Genomic DNA, 18106 nt, shown 5'->3' with positions numbered 1-18106 from the left:
GCAGCACCAGTGGCGGGCGAGTCGAGCAGGACAGCCCCCCGTGTGGCGGTATTGATGGGTGGCCCCTCGTCGGAACGCGAGGTGTCGCTGTCGTCCGGGCGCGAATGCGCCATCGCCCTGCGAGGGGAAGGCTTCGACGTGATCGAGGTGGATGCCGGGCAGGACCTGCCCGAGCAGCTTCGTGCGTCTGCGCCCGACGTCGTCTTCAATGCATTGCATGGCCGCTGGGGCGAAGATGGCTGCGTGCAGGGCCTGCTGGAATGGCTGCGCCTTCCCTATACCCATTCGGGCGTGCTGGCCTCGGCTCTGGCGATGGACAAGCAGCGCTCGAAAGAGGCCTATCGCGCCGCCGGGCTGCCGGTGGTCGAAAGCCGCCTGGCCAGCAAGGCCGAGGTTTCCGCGCGCCATGTCATCGCGCCTCCCTATGTGGTCAAGCCCAACAACGAGGGCTCGTCGGTCGGTATCCATATCGTCCATGAGGCCGCCAACACCCCGCCGCTGCTTGGCGCCGAGATGCCCGAGATCGTCATGGTCGAAAGCTATGCGCCGGGCCGCGAGCTGACGACCACGGTGATGGGCGACCGGGCGCTGACCGTGACCGACATCCTGACCGACGGCTGGTACGACTATCACGCCAAATACGCGCAGGGCGGATCGCGCCATGTGGTGCCCGCCGATCTGCCGGCCGAGGTCTTCGAGGCCTGCCTCGACTTCGCGCTGCGCGCCCATGACGCGCTGGGCTGCCGGGGCGTCAGCCGCACCGATTTCCGCTGGGACGACAGCCGCGGGCTCGACGGGCTGATCCTGCTGGAGACCAATACCCAACCCGGGATGACCCCCACCTCGCTGGCGCCCGAACAGGCCGCGCAATGCGGGATTTCCTTCGGTCAGCTGTGCCGCTGGCTGGTGGAGGACGCCTCATGCGACCGCTGAGCCCGCCCGCGTTCCGCGATCCCGCGCCGTCGCGCTGGGCCTATCGCGCCCAGCGGCTGTGGCTGACGCCCTTCGTCCGCAAGGCGGTGCTGAAGGGGCTGCCGCTGGTGGTGCTGGCCGCGATCCCCACGATCTGGCTGGCCGATGCCGACCGCCGCGCCGCCATCGGCGACGGCCTCGCCGAGATCCGCCGGGACATCGAGACCCGGCCCGAATTCATGGTCAAGCTGCTGGTGATCGAGGGCGCCTCGGCGCCGATCGACCGCGAAATCCGCGCCACCGTGCCGTTGAACCTGCCCGCTTCGTCCTTCGATCTGGACCTCGAGGCGATGCGGCAGGCGGTCACCGCGCTCGATGCCGTGAAATCGGCCGAGTTGCGGATCCGGTCCGGCGGCGTGCTGGAAATGAAGATCCAGCAGCGCGAGGCGGCGCTTGTCTGGCGCAGCCGCGACGGGCTGAGCCTGCTCGATGCCGGCGGCCGCCGCGTTGCCGCGCTCGACAGCCGCGAATCCCGCGCCGACCTGCCCCTGATCGCGGGCGATGGCGCCGAGACCGCGGCGCCCGAGGCGGTGGCGCTGTTCGCCGCCGCCGCGCCGATTTCCGAACGGGTGCGCGGGCTGGTGCGCATGGGCGAGCGCCGCTGGGACGTGGTTCTGGACCGCGACCAGCGCATCCTTCTGCCCGAAACCGGCGCGGTCGCGGCGCTGGAACGGGTGATCGCGCTTGAGGACGTGTCGGGCATGCTGGCGCGCGACATCGTCGCGGTCGACCTGCGCAACCCGTCGCGGCCGACGCTGAGGCTGGCGCCGGCCGCCATCGAAGACTTCCGGAAAATCCAGACAACACAGGCAGGAGCGGTGAATTGATGACGGACCTCTATCACTCGCAGCGGGCGATGCGGCGGATGCGCAAGCTGGCGATGGACCGGGGCGTGATCGCCATCCTCGACGTGGGCAGCTCGAAGGTCGCCTGTCTGGTGCTGCGCTTCGACGGCATTGCGCCGCGCGGCGGGGTCGAACAGATGGGCGCGCTGGCCGGGCAGTCGCGGTTCCGGGTGATCGGCGCCGCCACCACCCGCTCGCGCGGGATCCGCTTTGGCGAGATCCACGGCATGAACGAGGCCGAACGCGCGATCCGCACGGCGCTGCAGGCCGCCCAGAAGATGGCGCAGGTGCGCGTCGATCAGGTGATCGCCTGCTTCTCGGGCGGCGAGCCGCGGTCCTACGGGCTCGACGGTCAGGTCACCGTGCTGGACGATGCGGTCGCCGAACAGGACGTCGCCCGGGTGCTGGCCGCCTGCGACATGCCCGAGATTGGCGCGAACCGCGAGGTGCTGCATGCCCAGCCGGTGAATTTCGCGCTGGACCACCGCTCGGGCCTTGTCGATCCGCGCGGCCAGGTCGGCCACCGGCTGGCCTGCGACATGCATATGCTGACAGTCGATGGCGGCGCGGTGCAGAACCTCGTCCATTGCATCAAGCGCTGCGATCTGGAACCCGCCGGGCTGGCCTCGTCGGCCTATGCTGCGGGCATCTCGGCGCTGGTCGAGGACGAACAGGAACTTGGCGCGGCCTGCATCGATCTGGGCGGCGGCGCGACCGGCATCTCGGTCTTCATCAAGAAGCACATGATCTATGCCGACAGCGTGCGCATGGGCGGCGAGCACGTGACCTCGGACATCTCGAAGGGGCTGCATGTGCCGCTGTCGACGGCCGAGCGGATCAAGACGCTTTACGGCGGCGTGGTCGCGACCGGCATGGACGACCGCGAGATGATCGATCTGGGCGGCGACAGCGGCGATTACGAGACCGACACCCGCTCGGTCAGCCGGGCCGAGCTGATCGGGATCATGCGCCCGCGGGTCGAGGAGATCCTCGAAGAGGTGCGCGCGCGGCTCGACGCCGCGGGCTTCGAGCATCTGCCGAGCCAGCGGATCGTCTTGACCGGGGGCGGCAGCCAGATCCCCGGGCTCGACGGGCTGGCCGCGCGAATCCTCGGCAACCAGGTCCGGCTCGGCCGGCCGCTTCGCGTGCACGGGCTGCCGCAATCGGCGACCGGCCCCGGATTCGCGGCGCTGGTGGGACTGTGCCTTTTCGCCGCGCAGCCGCAGGACGAATGGTGGGATTTCGAGATGCCGATGGATCGGTATCCGGCCCGGTCGCTGAAAAGGGCCGTCAGATGGTTCAAGGAAAACTGGTGACCGCAAGATATCGCGCCATCGGCAAAATCTCGCGGACAGATGTCAAGCCGCATATGGATTTTGTGGTATTAAAGCGTTTTTTCCGTGACGATCACGCACTAGTTGCGTAGGATAAGACTAGATTTTGCGTAGAACGGCCCCCGGGCCACAAAGAAAACAGCAGGCGGACCAAAACCTATGGCACTAAACCTCACCATGCCTGAGCAGGAAGAGCTCAAGCCGCGGATCACGGTGTTCGGCGTCGGTGGCGCCGGGGGCAACGCCGTCAACAACATGATCGAGAAGCGTCTGGAAGGCGTCGAGTTCGTGGTGGCGAACACCGATGCCCAGGCGCTTCAGCAATCGAATGCGCAGGCCCGGATCCAGATGGGCGTGAAGGTGACCGAGGGTCTCGGCGCCGGGGCCCGTCCGACGGTGGGCGCGGCCGCGGCCGAGGAATCGATCGAACAGATCGTCGATCATCTGGCGGGCGCGCACATGTGCTTCATCACCGCCGGGATGGGCGGCGGCACCGGCACCGGCGCCGCCCCGATCATCGCCCAGGCCGCGCGCGAGCTGGGGGTTCTGACCGTCGGCGTGGTGACCAAGCCCTTCCAGTTCGAGGGCTCCAAGCGGATGCGTCAGGCCGAGGACGGCGTCGAGAACCTGCAGAAGGTCGTCGACACGCTGATCATCATCCCCAACCAGAACCTGTTCCGGCTGGCCAACGAAAAGACCACCTTCACCGAGGCCTTCTCGTTGGCCGATGACGTGCTCTATCAGGGTGTGAAGGGCGTGACCGACCTGATGGTCCGTCCGGGCCTGATCAACCTCGACTTCGCCGACGTGCGCGCGGTGATGGACGAGATGGGCAAGGCGATGATGGGCACCGGCGAGGCCGATGGCGAGGATCGCGCGATCCAGGCCGCCGAAGCCGCGATCGCCAACCCGCTGCTGGACGAAATCAGCCTGAACGGCGCCAAGGGTGTGCTGATCAACATCACCGGCGGCTACGACCTGACGCTGTTCGAACTGGACGAGGCGGCGAACCGCATCCGCGACGTGGTCGATCCCGATGCCAACATCATCGTCGGCTCGACCCTCGATCCGGACATGGACGGGCGGATGCGCGTCTCGGTCGTGGCGACCGGCATCGACGCCGCCGCGCGGACCGAGGATATCCCGCTGCCGCGGCGCCCGATGCGCGAGCCGCTGCGCCGCGCCGAGGTGCAGGACGCCCCGGCGGCCGCCCAGCCCGCTCATGTGCAGGCGCCCGCCCCGGCCCAGCGTCCGGCCGCCGCGGCCGTCGCCCGCGAGCCTTTGGTGCAGGAGCCGGTCGAAGAGCCCTCGCTTTTCTCGGGCTTCGATCCGGCCAATGCCGGGTCGAGCGTCGAGGATCTGGTCGAAACCGCCCGCGGCGGTGCCGATCTGCCTCCGCCCGCCTACCAGCCGGCCGAGGAGCCCGAAGCGGAGAGCTTCGTCGCGCCGCGTCCGCGGTCTCCGGGCGAGCCGACCCCCGAGACGCTGGCCCGTCTGCGCGCAGCCGTCGCCAAGACCCCGGCCCGCCAGCCGGTTCAGGCCACGATGACCGCGGCTCAGCAGGACGATCCGCGCGGCGACAAGGGCCGGTTCGGCATCGGGTCGCTCATCAACCGGATGTCGGGCCATGCGCCGGAGCAACCCGAGCGGAGCCCCCACACCTACCGCCAGCAGCCTCCGCTTTATAGCCGCGGGCCTGCGGCCTATCAGGAAGAAGAGGATCTGGACCCCGATCAGGAACGGATCGAGATCCCGGCCTTCCTGCGTCGTCAGGCGAACTGACCGCCGCCCTCCCGGGGGGCGCCATGGGCGCAGCTCCGCAGATCGCGGGACAGGGGCCGGTTCGCCGGCCCCGTTTTCGTTTCGCCCGCTCGCGTGTTCGTGCGGACGTGACGCAACGTCGGATTTAGGCCCGCCATCGGAGGTGCAGAATTTTCCATTTCATTTCAAGTCCCTGCAAGGCAGGCGAGTTCCCGCCGACCGGGCCGGGCCGTTGTTTCAGACCGTTGCAATGTTTGAATTGAGCAGACCGGGGCGGGCCTCTACATCCAAGATGCCGGGACGTGCGAAGCCCGGATCAACCGAGAGCAGGTCCGAAATGCAGACGACGCTGAAATCCCCGATCACCTTCACGGGCACCGGCCTTCACACCGGGCGTCCGGTGCGCCTGACGATCCATCCTGCCTCTGCCGAATACGGGTTGTGGTTCCGCCGCACCGATATCGACGGGCCCGATGCGCTGATCCCGGCGCGCTGGGATGCGGTCGAGCCGTCGCGGCTCTGCACCAAGCTGGCCAATGGCCGGGCCTCGGTGATGACGGTCGAACACCTGATGGCGGCGCTTGCCGGTTGCGGTGTGCACAACGCCCTGATCGAGATCGACGGCCCCGAAGTGCCGGTGATGGACGGATCCTCCGCGCCCTTCGTGCAGGGCATCCTGTCGCGCGGCCTGCGTCGCCTGGCCGCGCCAGTCCGGGTGCTGCGCGTCCTCGAACATGTCGAGGTGTCCGAAGGCGAGGCCCGGGCCAGCCTCGGCCCAGCCGAGACGCTGGAAATCGACTTCGAGATCACCTTCGCCGATACCGCCATCGGCCATCAGGCCCGGCGGCTGAACATGGCCAATGGCGCTTTCGTGCGCGAGCTGTGCGACAGCCGCACCTTCTGCCGCAACGCCGATGTCGAGGCGATGCGCGCGGCCGGTCTGGCGCTCGGCGGCACCTTCGACAACGCGGTCGTGTTCGATGGCGACAAGGTCCTGAGCCCCGGCGGGCTGCGCCATCGCGACGAGCCCGTGCGCCACAAGATGCTGGATGCACTGGGCGATCTCGCGCTTGCGGGCGCCCCGATCCTTGGACGTTATCGCGGCGAACGCGCCGGGCACGCGCTGACCAACCGGCTTTTGCGCACGCTCTTTTCGCAGCCGGGGGCGTTCCGGCTGGAAACCTGTTCGCCCGACCAGGGCGCGGTCCTGCCCGGCTTCGGCGTCAATTCCGCCGATCTGAAGGCCGTTGCCTGAGCGCTGCAGTTTCCGCGCCAAAGGCGTTTTGCACCGGATTTTTCTGTGCTAGGACAGCCCCAAGGCCCGGAAGGAGTGCGCATCAAGCACCGGTCGCGGGCAGCGTTTGAGGACGGGGTAACGGGCAGATGGCGACAGGTAGCAGGCGCATCGGAGCGGTAGCGGCAATCTTGGTGCTTTCGCTTACGGCGGCCTGCGATCCGATCGGATCGCGCAAGCCGCCGCCGCTCGAATCCTATGACGCGCCCACCATCTTCCAGATGGCCGAGACCAAGCTTGAGAAGGACCGCGACCTTGAAGAGGCCGCGCGTCTTTACGGCGAGGTCGAGCGGCTGTTCCCCTATTCCGAATGGGCCAAGCGCGCGCTCATCATGCAGGCCTATACCTATCATCAGGCCAAGGATTACGAGAACGCCCGCGCCTCGTCGCAGCGCTATATCGACTTTTATCCGGCCGACGAGGATGCGGCCTATGCCCAGTATCTGCTGGCGCTGAGCTATTACGACCAGATCGACCTCGTGGGCCGCGACCAGGGGCTGACCTTCCAGGCGCTGCAGGCGCTTCGGACCGTGATCGAGCGCTATCCCGACAGCGAATATGCCCAGTCCGCGATCCTCAAATTCGACCTCGCCTTCAACCATCTGGCGGCGAAAGAGATGGAAGTCGGCCGTTTCTATCTGAAAAGAAAGAATTATTCGGCGGCCGTGAATCGGTTCCGCGTGGTGGTCGAGGACTTCCAGACCACCACCCATACCGCCGAGGCGCTCTACCGGCTGATCGAAGCCTATCTGGCGCTCGGGCTCGACAGCGAGGCGCAGACGGCCGGTGCGATCCTCGGTCACAACTTCCAGAGCACTGACTGGTACGCGGACGGCTACAAGCTGCTGCAGGCCAAGGGGCTGGAACCCGAGGCCAAGGGCGACGGCTGGCTCAGCACGATCTACCGGCAGATGATCAAGGGCGAGTGGCTCTGATCCGAGCGCGGGACCTGGGGTGATGCTGCGCAGTCTCGACATCCGGGACATGCTGATCATCGACCGGCTGGAGCTAGCGTTCCGGCCGGGGCTGAACGTGCTGACCGGCGAGACCGGCGCCGGCAAGTCGATCCTGCTCGATTCCCTGGGCTTCGTTCTGGGCTGGCGCGGCCGCGCCGATCTGGTGCGCACCGGCGCCGCCCAGGGCGAGGTGGTGGCGGTGTTCGAGCTGCCCGCCGGACACCCGGCGCGCGAGGTTCTGGCCGAGGCCGGGCTCGAGGCCGGGGACGAGCTGATCCTGCGCCGGGTCAACAGCGCCGAGGGCCGCAAGACCGCCTGGGTCAACGACCGCCGGGTCTCGGGCGAGGTGCTGCGCGCGTTGTCGGACACGCTGGTCGAGCTGCATGGCCAGCAGGACGACCGGGGGCTTCTCAACCCACGCGGCCACCGCCAGCTGCTGGACGCCTTCGGAGGGCTCGACGCGCAACTTGACGCGGTGCGGGCCGCCTGGCGCGCCCGGTCGCGCGCCGAGCGCGCGGTCGCCGAGGCCGAAGCGCGGCTGGCCGCGCTCCGCGCCGAAGAGGATTTCCTGCGCCACGCGGTCGCGGAGATGACCGAGCTGTCGCCCTTGACCGGCGAAGAGGCCGAACTCGACGCCCGCCGCCGGACCATGCAAGCAGCCGAGCGCATTCGTGAGGATATTACCCGTGCCCATGCCGCCCTGGGCCCCGGAGAGGGCGCCGAGGGACGGATGGGCGACGCGCTCCGCTGGCTCGAAGGCGCGGCCGACAGGGCCGAGGGACGGCTCGACACGCCGCTGGCCGCGCTCTCGCGCGCGCTGATCGAGCTGGGCGAGGCGGTGCAGGGCGTAGAGGACTGTCTTGAGGCGCTCGACTTCGACCCGGGCGCGTTGGAAGCGGCCGAAGAGCGGCTCTTCGCGATCCGGGCGCTGGCGCGCAAGCATGGCGTGCTGCCCGACGACCTGGGGCGTTTTGCCGAAGACCTGCAGACCCGGCTGGCGGCACTCGACGCCGGAGAGGGCGATCTGGCCGGGCAGCGGCGCGCGGCAGAGACCGCGCGGGCGGCCTTTGACGCGGCAGCGGCGGCGCTGAGCGAGGCCCGCCGCGCGGCGGCGGTGCGGCTCGACGCGGCGATGGCGGGCGAGCTTGCGCCGCTGAAGATGGAACGGGCGGTCTTTTCGACCGGGATCGCCGAGGCCGAGCCCGGACCCGAGGGCCGCGATGCGGTGGCCTTCACCGTGGCGACCAATCCGGGCGCACCCGCGGGGCCGCTGGACCGGATCGCGTCCGGGGGCGAGCTGTCGCGCTTTCTGCTGGCGCTGAAGGTGTGTCTCGTGCGCGGGGCAAGCCCGCTGACGCTTATCTTCGACGAGATCGACCGCGGTGTCGGCGGGGCCACGGCCGATGCGGTCGGGCGGAGGCTGGCGGCGCTGGCGGGCTCGGCGCAGGTGCTTGTCGTTACCCATTCGCCGCAGGTCGCCGCACAGGGCGATCATCACTGGCGTGTGGAAAAGCGTGTCGAGGGGGACGTGACGCTGTCGACGGTGACGCCGCTCGATGCCGCCGCGCGGGTCGACGAGATCGCCCGGATGATGTCGGGCGACACCGTGACCGATGCGGCGCGGGCCGCGGCGCGGGCGCTTTTGTCCTCCTGAGAGCGAAACGCCGGGGCGGGGCGCGATTTTTCTGCGAAAAATCCGAGCCGGAGCGCGCGGGCGCGGGCGGTCAGTTGCCGCCCTGCCCGGCTTCGATCTTGCGCCAGCGCGCGACGTTGCGGTTATGCTCGTCGAGGGTCTGGGCGAAGGCATGGCCGCCCGTCCCGTCGGCCACGAAATAGAGATACTCCGTGGTTTCCGGGTTCAGCGCAGCCTCGATCGAGGCGCGGCCCGGATTGGCAATGGGCGTCGGCGGCAGGCCGTCGATCAGATAGGTATTGTAAGGTGTCCGCCGCGCCAGTTCGCTTTGCCGGATGCCGCGGCCGAGCGGGGCCTTGCCGTCCGTCAGCCCGTAGATCACGGTCGGGTCGGTCTGCAGCCGGATGCCGCGTTCCAGCCGGTTGACGAAGACGCTCGCGACCCGGCGGCGCTCGTCCGGCACGCCTGTCTCCTTCTCGACGATCGAGGCCAGAACCAGCGCCTCTTCCTTGCTGGCCAGCGGCAACCCCTCGGCGCGCGTCTCCCAGAGCCGGTCCAGAAGCGCCGTCTGCCGCTCCGTCATCTCGGCCAGAAGGATCCCTCGGTCCATCCCGGGCGTCACCTCGTAACTGTCCGGGGCGAGGCTGCCCTCGGCCGGAACCTCGGCGATCTCGCCCTTGAGGAACGCGGCCTGTTTCAGTTCCTCGACCACCTGCCAGCTGGTCACGCCCTCGGCCAGCGTTACCCGGTAGCGCAGATCGGGTTCGGCCATCAGCGCGTCATAGCCCTCGGGCACCTCGCCCGCACGGGGGTCGAAGGCCAGCACCTCTTGATAGCGCCCGGTCGCCGGATCTAGCGTCCGGACCTGCAGCTCGGCGCTGGCGATCCCGATCCGGAAATTGACGTCCGTGCCGCAGGTCGAGCGGCCCGCGCGGGTCACCAGATCGACGATCTCTTCCATCGAGGACTGGGCCGGCAGCAGGAAGCTGCCCGCCTTCAATTCGGCATCCTTGCCCGCATAGCGCGCCCCGAGCCGGAAGATCAGCGGGTGGCTGACCGCCCCCTCGCCGCCCAGATCGCGCGACACCCCGGCCATGGTCGAGCCCGGCTCGACGCGCAGGCAGATCGCGGTCTCAAGCGGTCCGGGCTCGGCGTATTTCTGCTTGGCCCAGATCACCAGCCCGCCCGCCAGAAGCAGCACCACGATGAACAGCGTCAGCGCGTTCGAGGCGACGGCCTTCCACATCAGCGGTCCCCGCGGCCCATCACGAGCGAGGCGTTGGTGCCACCGAAGCCGAAGGAATTCGACAGAGCCACGCCGATCTCGCGCCGAACCGCGGCCTTCGGTGCAAGATCGATCCGGGTGCCGTCCGGCGGCGTGTCGAGGTTCAGCGTGGGCGGCGCCACCTGATCGCGCAGCGCGAGGATGCAGAAGATCGCCTCGACCGCGCCCGCGGCCCCCAGCAGGTGGCCGATCGAGGATTTGGTCGAGGACATGGTGGTACGCTCTGCCGCCTCGCCCAGCAGCCGCTCGACCGCGCCCAGCTCGATGGTATCGGCCATGGTCGAGGTGCCATGCGCGTTGATATAGTCGATATCCGCCGGGCTCAGCCCCGCCCGTTTCAGCGCCGCCTGCATCGACCGGAACCCGCCATCGCCATCCTCGGCCGGTGCGGTGATGTGATAGGCATCGCCCGAAAGGCCATAGCCCAGCACTTCGGCGTAGATCTTGGCGCCGCGCGCCTTGGCATGTTCCAGCTCTTCGAGGATCACGACGCCCGCGCCCTCGCCCATCACGAAGCCGTCGCGCTCGGCGTCCCAGGGCCGCGAGGCGGTCTCGGGCGCATCGGCGCGTTTGGTCGACAGCGCCTTGCAGGCGTTGAACCCGGCGATCCCGATCTCGGAAATCGGGCTTTCGGTGCCGCCCGCGACCATCACGTCGGCATCGCCCCACTGGATCAGACGCGCCGCGTCGCCGATGGCATGCGCCCCGGTCGAGCAGGCGGTCACCACCGCGTGGTTCGGCCCCTTGAAGCCGAAGCGGATCGAGACCTGCCCAGAGGCGAGGTTGATCAGCGCCGAGGGAATGAAGAAGGGCGACACCCGGCGCGGCCCCTTCTGCTGGATCAGCACGGCGGTATCGGCAATGGCATTCAGCCCGCCGATGCCAGAGCCGATCATGACGCCGGTCCGCTCGCGCTCGGCGTCGGTCTCGGGCGCCCAGCCGGAATCGGCCACCGCCTGGCTTGCCGCCGCCATCGCGTACAGGATGAAATCGTCGACCTTCCGGCGCTCCTTCGGCTCCATCCAGTCATCCGGATTGAAAGTGCCGTCCGAGCCATCGCCGTACGGGATCTCGGCGGCATAGGTCGTGACCACGCGGCTGGCATCGAAGCGCGTGATCGGCCCGATACCCGACTGCCCCGCAAGCAGACGTTTCCAGGTTTCTTCCACACCACAGGCCAGCGGGGACACCATCCCCAGCCCGGTGACAACCACACGACGCATATGCCTCTCCTCGCTCTTGGCCCCGGCCCAGGCCCCTTTCGGCGATCTGATACAGCGGTTTGGGCGCGATGGGCAAGGGAGCGGCTGTCCCAGCGACGTTTTCGGCAGCCCGCCGCGGCCATGGCAAACATTCGTCAACCGTTTGACGCAATACTCCGCTCTGCTCGCCGTCGAAGGTTGACACGCGCCAAGGGACCCGGCCGCGCCATGTCTGTCTTGCCCCTCCTTGCGCTGACCGCGCTTTTCCTGCTGACCGGAGGCAGTGCCCTGCGCGCGGCACCGCCCTGCCCGATGCATGACTGGCTCGTCTGGATCTATGTCGAGGGCGAAACCCTCGGCCGCGACGGACCCGGGCTGATCCGGCTTGATCACGCGCTGCGGCTTTCCGGGGCGGTCAAAAGCGCCGATACCGAACGTCTGTCGCGCCTGATGGGCAAGGTCGGTCTGGACGACGGCTTGCCGGTCGTGACCGATTATGTCGGGCTGGTGGGTCAGCGGCTGAGCTTCGCACGCCCCGAACCGGACACCCAGGAGGTGGCGCAGCGCATGCAGGGCTATCTGCAGGACCTGCGATGCGGTGCCGATCCCGGCTGGCGGGCCGATCTGACCCTGCCCGAGACCGGCCCGCCCGGGACCGAAGCACGGCCCGGGCACACCGCAGGCGCGCTGGACGATGGGGCGCCCGGCGCGCCCGATGCCGCGGACGATCCGTCCGCAGCGCATGCCGTGGCGGCCACGCCGGACCAAGCGGCGCAGGGGGCCGAACCCGAGACGCCGCCCGAGACGCCCGCAGACAGCACACTGGAGGCTCCGTCCGCACCCCGTGGCGGTGCCGCCACCAGCACCGAGGCCCTGAAAGCCAAACCCGGCTTTTCCGAAGACGCCATCAGCCAGGGCCAGGTCGGCACCCGGCTGCCATCGATGCCGAAGCAACGGGCGGCCGCCGGGCCGCTGCGCTGGATCCTGATGGGCGGCGTCGGACTCGCCGGTCTGGCCGCGATAGCGGGAACTGTGCTGGTGCTGCGCGCACGGCTTCGACGCAAGGCACCGCGCACGGCCTGCCACATGAACGCGGTGCTGCGCCTGCCCGACGGCCGTTGCCCGACCGTTGCCGTCGATATCAGCCCGAACGGTGCCAAGCTCAATCTCACGACCGAACCGGAACCCGGCTTGCGCGGCACGCTGGAACTCAGCGGCGTCGAGGTGCCTTGCCGCATTGCCTGGTCGACTCATTTCTTCGTCGGGCTGGTCTTTCTGCGCGCTCTTGAGAAGGCCGAGTTCGAAACCCTGCTGCACTGGCACCGCTGGGACAATACCGCCGAGACCGACAGGCCGCGCCCGGCACAGCCGCCGACCCCCGCCGGAGGACCGGCCAGACCAGTTGGCGGTTCCGCGGCCGCCGCAGCGGCCTCGGCCGGGGCGGGCCGCGCGCTCAAGACATAGACGACCCGGAGGCCGTCCCTGCCCCCCACGACGCCTCGCACGGTAAGCCCGGGGTCCGCCGGAAAAACCTCTATCGGGAGGCGTGCTCCGGGACTCCGGACAGGGGCGGGGCCATGCATTGCACACCGAAGCGCGGACCCCGCTTCGGCCGCTCTGGCGCATCCACCCGCGCGCCCGGAAGAAGCCGAACCGGACCTTTCCCTTCAGCCGTGGTTCCTATGAAGACCATCCCGGCAGTGTCGCGGTGGCCTGTCCTGGATCTTTCGTCGGCTGACGGCGCCACCTGCCCGGCAGAGGCGCCGTGACCGACGGCCTTTCCTTGGAGCCCCCGACCCCGCTGCCGCGCCCCGCGCCGCACGGCACGCGCCAAGCGTCTGCTCGGACAGCGGCGGGCCGGACCCGCTGTACGCCGCGCCAGAACCGACCCGAACGCCCTGTCCCGTTGCCGCCGCGCGTCTCAATGGCCTGTCTGGGACGCCCGATCGGGGCTCGCGACCGGATGGCGCCCATGTTCGGCCCGATCCGTTCGACCGGAAGGGCCGCCGCCGAAGGCCCGGGTTCGACCGGACCGATGGTGCACCGGTACCTGTCACAGCTTCATGCGCCGGTGGCCAGACGCCTCTTGCGGAGCGACCGCCAAACAGGCCGGACCGGCGCCCCGGAGATCCTGCGCCGAAAGCTGTGGATGCCCCAGGCCAAGGCCGCCCGCCCGAGATGCCTGCCTTCGCGCGGCCGCCCGGCTGCGGGCAGTGCGCCGGATCTGCGCCCCGCGACCGCCATGCCAAGGCTCCGTAGGGCAGAGCGGGCCCGGCTTGTCTCACATGAAAAAGGCGGCGCCCCGGGGGCACCGCCTTCTGATCCGTCAGCGGATCGGAGCCGCTCAGGCGGCGTCCTGGATGAACTTCACCGCGTCGCCGAAGGTCTGGATGGTTTCGGCCGCGTCGTCCGGGATCTCGATCCCGAATTCTTCTTCGAAGGCCATGACCAGTTCCACGGTGTCAAGGCTGTCCGCGCCCAGATCGTCGATGAACGAGGCGTTCTCGGTCACCTTGTCTTCCTCGACGCCCAGATGCTCGACGACGATCTTTTTCACGCGGTCCGCGATGTCGCTCATTTCCATTCCTCACATTTGCTTAGGCAGCGAGCCCGTCTTGATGCTGGTGGCCAGGAGAGGCCCTTTTCCCCGCTTGGGCGCGGGAGATGCAACGCGCGGGGTGCCCCCCGGCAAAAACTGCGCCGCCTATAACACATCGTTTACACGACGCAAACGCTTTCGCGTCGCAGGCGGCGGCGGGGTCAGACCATCACCATCCCGCCATTCACATGAACTGTCGCGCCGGTGACATAGCCCGCCTCGAGACTGGCCAGATAGACCACGGCGGCGGCGATCTCTTCGGGGGTGCCCATGCGTCCCATCGGCACCGCGCCGAGGATTCCCGACTTCTGATCGCCGGTCAGCTTGTCGGTCATCGCGGTCTCGATGAAGCCGGGCGCCACGCAGTTCACGGTGACCCCGCGCGACGCGAGTTCATGGGCCAGCGACTTCGACAGACCGACAAGACCGGCCTTGGCCGCGCAGTAGTTCGCCTGCCCCGGATTGCCCGTGGTGCCGACGACCGAGGTGATGTTGACGATCCGGCCCCAGCGCGCCTTCATCATGCCGCGCATCGCGCCCCGGCACAGCCGCATCGCCGCCGTCAGGTTGACGTCGAGCACCGACTGCCAGTCCTCGTCCTTGAGCCGCATGAACAGCATGTCGCGGGTGATCCCGGCATTGTTCACCAGGATGTCGAGCCCGCCCATGGCCTCGGCGGCGGCCTTCGGCAGCGCCTCGACGGCCTCGGGGTCCGAGAGGTTGCAGGGCAGCACATGGGCCCGCTCGCCGAGATCGGCCGCCAGCTCGGCCAGCGGCGCCTCGCGGGTGCCCGAAAGGCCGACGGTCGCGCCCTGGGCATGCAGCCCGCGCGCGATGGCGCCGCCGATGCCGCCCGAGGCGCCGGTCACCAGCGCGGTCTTTCCGGTCAGATCGAACATATGGTCTTACCTCCGTTCAGGTCGCGGCGTTCAGGCCGCCGCGTTCATGCTGTCGACGGCCGCAGTCACCTCTTCGGGCGTGCCGACCTGCCGGGTCGCGACCTCGCGCGCGATGCGCTTGACCATGCCCGACAGCGCCTTGCCCGCGCCGATTTCCCAGATCTCGGTGACGCCCTGCCCGGCCATCCAGGCGACGGATTCGCGCCAGCGGACGGCGCCGGTCACCTGCTCGACCAGCAGCGCCCGGATCGTCGCCGGATCGCTCTCGCCGCAGGCGCGCACATTGGCCACGACCGGCACCAGCGGCGCCTCGATCTCGACATCGTCCAGCGCCTCGGCCATGGCGGCCGCCGCCGGCGCCATCAGCGCGCAGTGGAAGGGCGCCGAGACCGGCAGCATCACCGCACGCTTGGCGCCGCGCGCCTTGGCCAGCTCGACCGCGCGTTCGACGGCCGCCGCATGGCCCGAAATCACCACCTGGGCCGGGTCGTTGTCATTGGCGGCCTGAACCACCTGCCCCGCCGCCGCCTCGGCCGCGATCTCGCGCACCGCAGCCAGATCGAGCCCCAGCAGCGCCGCCATCGCGCCCTCGCCGACCGGCACCGCCGCCTGCATCGCCTCGCCGCGCAGCCGCAACAGCCGCGCTGTGTCCGCGAGGCTGATCGCGCCCGCCGCGCACAGCGCCGAATATTCGCCCAGCGAATGGCCCGCCACGAAGGACGCCGCCGTCACCGACACGCCTTCGGCACCAAGCGCCGCCATCGCCGCCATCGAGGTCGCCATCAGCGCCGGTTGCGCATTGCGGGTCAGCGTCAGCTCGGCCTGATCGCCCTGCCAGATCAGGGCCGAGAGGCTTTCGCCCAGTGCCTCGTCGACCTCTTCGAACACGGCCCGGGCCTGCGGATAGGCGTCGGCCAGGGCCTTGCCCATGCCGATCGTCTGCGCCCCCTGGCCCGGAAATACGAATGCACGCATCGAATGCCCCTCGCCCTCATTTGTCTGGGCGTCGATCTAACGGCTTGGACCGGGCTTGCCAAGCGCGCGCGGACCGCGAGGGCGCCTCGCGCCGATCAGCCGCGGCGCAGAAGGAAGTCGGGCGCGCACAGATCCTCGACCTCCTGCGCCTCGATATTCGCGACATTGCGCCGGACCCGGGCGGCATGGCGGCGGGCTTCGACCGACTGGTTCGAACCGCGCGCGATCTTGGCGGCCAGTTCCTGTTCCGAGCGGGTATAGTAGTGGTTGAGTTGCAGGTGATCGGCCGAATAGAAGGCCGGATCGGCGCGGCCCTTGTGATCGGTCTGTTCGCCCCGGTCGTTCCAGGTAGCGGCCTTCCCGTCGACCCAGACGCTGTGGACCTTGAGCGCGGTCACGCGCGTCGCATCGACCAGCGTCTTGAAATTGGTCACCCCGCGCGCCCCGCTGAGAGGGTCGGCCGCGCGGCGGGTATAGTTCGCGACAATCCCGCCCTCGGGCGGGGCGTCATGGCCATTGCGGCCGAAATTGTGCCAGGGCAGCGTGACGGACGGGATGTCGTCCAGATGCGCAAGCGCGGCATCGAGGCTGTCGGCCCGTTTCGGCACCAGAAACTCGTCGGCATCGATGCAGGCCATCCAGCGATGGGCCCCGCCGAAATTCCGCAGGGCATGGGCATAGGCCAGCACCTGATTGTGGATCTCGCGCCCAGACCGTCCGTCGAAAAGCTTCTGATCCCAGGGCAAAAGGGTCAGCCGGTCGCCAAGCGCCACGGCCAGTTCGGCGCCGGTGCCGTCGGTCGAGCCGTTGTCATAGGCGTAGACATGGGCGGCCCCGGCGGCGCGGTGGAAGCGTGCCCATTCGCCGATATGGCGTGCCTCGTTCTTCACGATCAGGACGATGGCAAGCCCCGCACGGCCCGGGCGGGGCGCGGGCGGGGCGAAGGACAGCTTGGTGATCGGCCGGTTGAAGAACCTGCGCATGCTCGCTCCGGACAGACTGGACCGGCGCGAGACTAGCGGGACGGCGGCCGGGATGCCAGCCGCCGCGCCCCGCCTGCCGGATCAGTTCGCGGCCTTGCCCGCCTCGATCGAGATCCGGACCTCGACCTCGTCGCTGACCGCGGGCACGTATTCGCCCATGTCGAAGTCGGACCGCTTCAGCGTGGTCGTCGCGTAAAAGCCCAGCCAGTCGCGGTTTTCCATCGGATGGGTGGCGTGCCGGGTCAGCGTCGCGTCCAGCACCACCGGCCTGGTGATCCCGTTCAGGGTCAGATCGCCGGTGATCTTCGCGGTATCGTCGCCGGTGACCTCGATATCGGTCGAGGTGAAGGTCACCAGATCGTTGTTGGCCGCGTCGAAGAAGGCGTCGGACATGAAATGCTCGAACCGCGCGTCCCAGCCGGTGAAAAGCGCGTCGGTCGGGATCGAGACCGAAACGCTGGAGGCCGCCGGGTCCTCGGCATCGAAGGCGATCTTGCCCTGCCAGCCCGAAAACAGGTTCCAGGTGGTCGAGAAGCCGAGATGTTCATAGGAGAACAGCACCTGGCTGTGGCCGGGATCGAGATCGTAGTCGACCGCGTCTGCCGCAGCCGGCAGCGCGGTCAGGGCGACGAGGGCGGCGGCGGCCGCGGCGTGGATCGGGTTCATGGACAGCTCCTGTTCGTGGGTCGGATCCTTGGGTCGCACCGCCCGGGGGCGGTCCGCTGTGGCAGAGGTCGTCTTGCCCGCCACTCTGCGCAACTGCACAGGGGCCCACAGACTCTGTTCGGCTCTGAACAGAGGTCATGGGCGCGAAAGCCTTGCCCCGGCGCCCGACACACCCAGGCCCGCGCCCGGCTTGCATCGGGTGGCAATCCCTGTATAAGGCGCGGGTCCTTCCGACCGAACGGTATCCGGTGCAGCCTCTCGTGGGCGGGACGGAAGGTGTCGCAAGACCCCGCCTTTTGAAGCGCACCTGCAACAGAACTGGAGTATGCATGCCGCTTTACGAGCATGTCTTCATCGCGCGCCAGGACCTGTCCAACGCGCAGGCCGAAGGCCTTGTCGAACACTTCTCCACCGTCCTCGCGGATAACGGCGGCAAGGTCGTCGAAAGCGAGTACTGGGGCGTGAAGACGATGGCCTACAAGATCAACAAGAACCGCAAGGGCCATTACGCCTATCTGCGCACCGACGCCCCGGCGCCGGCGGTGCAGGAGATGGAGCGCCTGATGCGGCTGCACGAGGATGTCATGCGCGTTCTGACCGTCAAGGTCGATGCCCATGAGGAAGGCCCCTCGGTGCAGATGCAGAAGCGCGAAGAACGCGGCGACCGCCGCGAGCGCCGTTGACCGTCCGCCTGAGCAAAGG

Annotated in this window: 16 protein-coding genes; 9 read left to right on the top strand and 7 right to left on the bottom strand. The window is 68.9% G+C overall.

Annotation, left to right across the window (positions count from 1 at the left end; all coding sequences use genetic code 11):
- Positions 1-54: 54 nt before the first annotated feature.
- The 7 genes from EV657_RS00430 to recN all read left to right on the top strand — a co-directional run bounded on the left by EV657_RS00430 (position 55) and on the right by recN (position 8816).
- Entirely contained in the window at positions 55-933 is an 879-nt protein-coding gene (locus EV657_RS00430) for a D-alanine--D-alanine ligase (protein WP_243837452.1), read from the top strand.
- On the top strand, positions 921-1799 hold the full coding sequence (locus EV657_RS00425) for a cell division protein FtsQ/DivIB (protein WP_113668316.1): 879 nt from the start codon (positions 921-923) through the stop codon (positions 1797-1799). The genes EV657_RS00430 and EV657_RS00425 overlap by 13 nt, the downstream gene beginning before the upstream one ends.
- Positions 1799-3133: a cell division protein FtsA gene (gene ftsA, locus EV657_RS00420; protein ID WP_075786549.1), complete on the top strand. Its 1335-nt coding sequence runs from the start codon at positions 1799-1801 to the stop codon at positions 3131-3133. Before EV657_RS00425 ends, ftsA begins: the two co-directional genes overlap by 1 nt.
- 177 nt (positions 3134-3310) lie before the next feature.
- Entirely contained in the window at positions 3311-4933 is a 1623-nt protein-coding gene (ftsZ, locus tag EV657_RS00415) for a cell division protein FtsZ (RefSeq protein ID WP_113668315.1), read from the top strand.
- A gap of 316 nt (positions 4934-5249) precedes the next feature.
- Complete coding sequence (gene lpxC / locus EV657_RS00410; RefSeq protein ID WP_113668314.1) at positions 5250-6167, top strand: UDP-3-O-acyl-N-acetylglucosamine deacetylase; 918 nt, start codon at positions 5250-5252, stop codon at positions 6165-6167.
- Positions 6168-6295: 128 nt separating this feature from the next.
- Positions 6296-7141, top strand: coding sequence for an outer membrane protein assembly factor BamD (locus EV657_RS00405; RefSeq protein WP_075786552.1), 846 nt, complete (start codon positions 6296-6298; stop codon positions 7139-7141).
- Positions 7142-7163: 22 nt separating this feature from the next.
- Entirely contained in the window at positions 7164-8816 is a 1653-nt protein-coding gene (gene recN / locus EV657_RS00400; RefSeq protein WP_134076805.1) for a DNA repair protein RecN, read from the top strand.
- Between the two features lie 70 nt (positions 8817-8886).
- Here recN and mltG read toward each other — a convergent pair whose 3' ends face one another.
- Together mltG and fabF are read right to left on the bottom strand one after the other, a co-directional pair.
- Positions 8887-10041 (bottom strand): endolytic transglycosylase MltG, encoded by a 1155-nt coding sequence (gene mltG, locus EV657_RS00395; RefSeq protein ID WP_134076804.1) that lies wholly within the window; start codon positions 10039-10041, stop codon positions 8887-8889.
- Positions 10041-11303 carry a beta-ketoacyl-ACP synthase II gene (gene fabF, locus EV657_RS00390; protein ID WP_134076803.1) on the bottom strand — a complete coding sequence of 421 codons (1263 nt, stop codon included), beginning with the start codon at positions 11301-11303 and terminating at the stop codon, positions 10041-10043. Before fabF ends, mltG begins: the two co-directional genes overlap by 1 nt.
- A gap of 207 nt (positions 11304-11510) precedes the next feature.
- Between fabF and EV657_RS00385 the strand changes: the two genes are divergently transcribed.
- Complete coding sequence (locus EV657_RS00385) at positions 11511-12746, top strand: PilZ domain-containing protein (protein ID WP_113668312.1); 1236 nt, start codon at positions 11511-11513, stop codon at positions 12744-12746.
- A gap of 880 nt (positions 12747-13626) precedes the next feature.
- Here EV657_RS00385 and EV657_RS00380 read toward each other — a convergent pair.
- The 5 genes from EV657_RS00380 to EV657_RS00360 all read right to left on the bottom strand — a co-directional run bounded on the left by EV657_RS00380 (position 13627) and on the right by EV657_RS00360 (position 17404).
- Positions 13627-13860: an acyl carrier protein gene (locus tag EV657_RS00380; protein WP_075786557.1), complete on the bottom strand. Its 234-nt coding sequence runs from the start codon at positions 13858-13860 to the stop codon at positions 13627-13629.
- Between the two features lie 182 nt (positions 13861-14042).
- A complete protein-coding gene (gene fabG / locus EV657_RS00375) occupies positions 14043-14780 on the bottom strand; it encodes a 3-oxoacyl-[acyl-carrier-protein] reductase (protein WP_134076802.1) in 738 nt (245 codons plus the stop codon).
- A gap of 30 nt (positions 14781-14810) precedes the next feature.
- Positions 14811-15755: an ACP S-malonyltransferase gene (gene fabD / locus EV657_RS00370; protein WP_134076801.1), complete on the bottom strand. Its 945-nt coding sequence runs from the start codon at positions 15753-15755 to the stop codon at positions 14811-14813.
- Between the two features lie 95 nt (positions 15756-15850).
- Entirely contained in the window at positions 15851-16738 is an 888-nt protein-coding gene (locus EV657_RS00365; protein WP_134076800.1) for a glycosyltransferase family 92 protein, read from the bottom strand.
- A gap of 81 nt (positions 16739-16819) precedes the next feature.
- Positions 16820-17404: a YceI family protein gene (locus tag EV657_RS00360; protein ID WP_134076799.1), complete on the bottom strand. Its 585-nt coding sequence runs from the start codon at positions 17402-17404 to the stop codon at positions 16820-16822.
- Between the two features lie 329 nt (positions 17405-17733).
- Here EV657_RS00360 and rpsF point away from each other — a divergent pair, with 329 nt between their 5' ends.
- Complete coding sequence (gene rpsF / locus EV657_RS00355; protein ID WP_075786562.1) at positions 17734-18087, top strand: 30S ribosomal protein S6; 354 nt, start codon at positions 17734-17736, stop codon at positions 18085-18087.
- The last annotated feature ends 19 nt before the right edge of the window (positions 18088-18106 follow it).

Source organism: Rhodovulum visakhapatnamense, from assembly GCF_004365965.1.
GTDB lineage: Bacteria > Pseudomonadota > Alphaproteobacteria > Rhodobacterales > Rhodobacteraceae > Rhodovulum > Rhodovulum visakhapatnamense.
This window is presented reverse-complemented; position numbering and strand designations above follow the sequence as displayed.

What these genes read in the sequence shown, in the direction of transcription:
- EV657_RS00430 (WP_243837452.1), top strand. Translation starts at nt 55, where the DNA reads ATGGGTGGCCCCTCGTCGGAACGCGAGGTGTCGCTGTCGTCCGGGCGC.
- EV657_RS00425 (WP_113668316.1), top strand. Translation starts at nt 921, where the DNA reads ATGCGACCGCTGAGCCCGCCCGCGTTCCGCGATCCCGCGCCGTCGCGC.
- ftsA (WP_075786549.1), top strand. Translation starts at nt 1,799, where the DNA reads ATGACGGACCTCTATCACTCGCAGCGGGCGATGCGGCGGATGCGCAAG.
- ftsZ (WP_113668315.1), top strand. Translation starts at nt 3,311, where the DNA reads ATGGCACTAAACCTCACCATGCCTGAGCAGGAAGAGCTCAAGCCGCGG.
- lpxC (WP_113668314.1), top strand. Translation starts at nt 5,250, where the DNA reads ATGCAGACGACGCTGAAATCCCCGATCACCTTCACGGGCACCGGCCTT.
- EV657_RS00405 (WP_075786552.1), top strand. Translation starts at nt 6,296, where the DNA reads ATGGCGACAGGTAGCAGGCGCATCGGAGCGGTAGCGGCAATCTTGGTG.
- recN (WP_134076805.1), top strand. Translation starts at nt 7,164, where the DNA reads ATGCTGCGCAGTCTCGACATCCGGGACATGCTGATCATCGACCGGCTG.
- mltG (WP_134076804.1), bottom strand. Translation starts at nt 10,041, where the DNA reads ATGTGGAAGGCCGTCGCCTCGAACGCGCTGACGCTGTTCATCGTGGTG.
- fabF (WP_134076803.1), bottom strand. Translation starts at nt 11,303, where the DNA reads ATGCGTCGTGTGGTTGTCACCGGGCTGGGGATGGTGTCCCCGCTGGCC.
- EV657_RS00385 (WP_113668312.1), top strand. Translation starts at nt 11,511, where the DNA reads ATGTCTGTCTTGCCCCTCCTTGCGCTGACCGCGCTTTTCCTGCTGACC.
- EV657_RS00380 (WP_075786557.1), bottom strand. Translation starts at nt 13,860, where the DNA reads ATGAGCGACATCGCGGACCGCGTGAAAAAGATCGTCGTCGAGCATCTG.
- fabG (WP_134076802.1), bottom strand. Translation starts at nt 14,780, where the DNA reads ATGTTCGATCTGACCGGAAAGACCGCGCTGGTGACCGGCGCCTCGGGC.
- fabD (WP_134076801.1), bottom strand. Translation starts at nt 15,755, where the DNA reads ATGCGTGCATTCGTATTTCCGGGCCAGGGGGCGCAGACGATCGGCATG.
- EV657_RS00365 (WP_134076800.1), bottom strand. Translation starts at nt 16,738, where the DNA reads ATGCGCAGGTTCTTCAACCGGCCGATCACCAAGCTGTCCTTCGCCCCG.
- EV657_RS00360 (WP_134076799.1), bottom strand. Translation starts at nt 17,404, where the DNA reads ATGAACCCGATCCACGCCGCGGCCGCCGCCGCCCTCGTCGCCCTGACC.
- rpsF (WP_075786562.1), top strand. Translation starts at nt 17,734, where the DNA reads ATGCCGCTTTACGAGCATGTCTTCATCGCGCGCCAGGACCTGTCCAAC.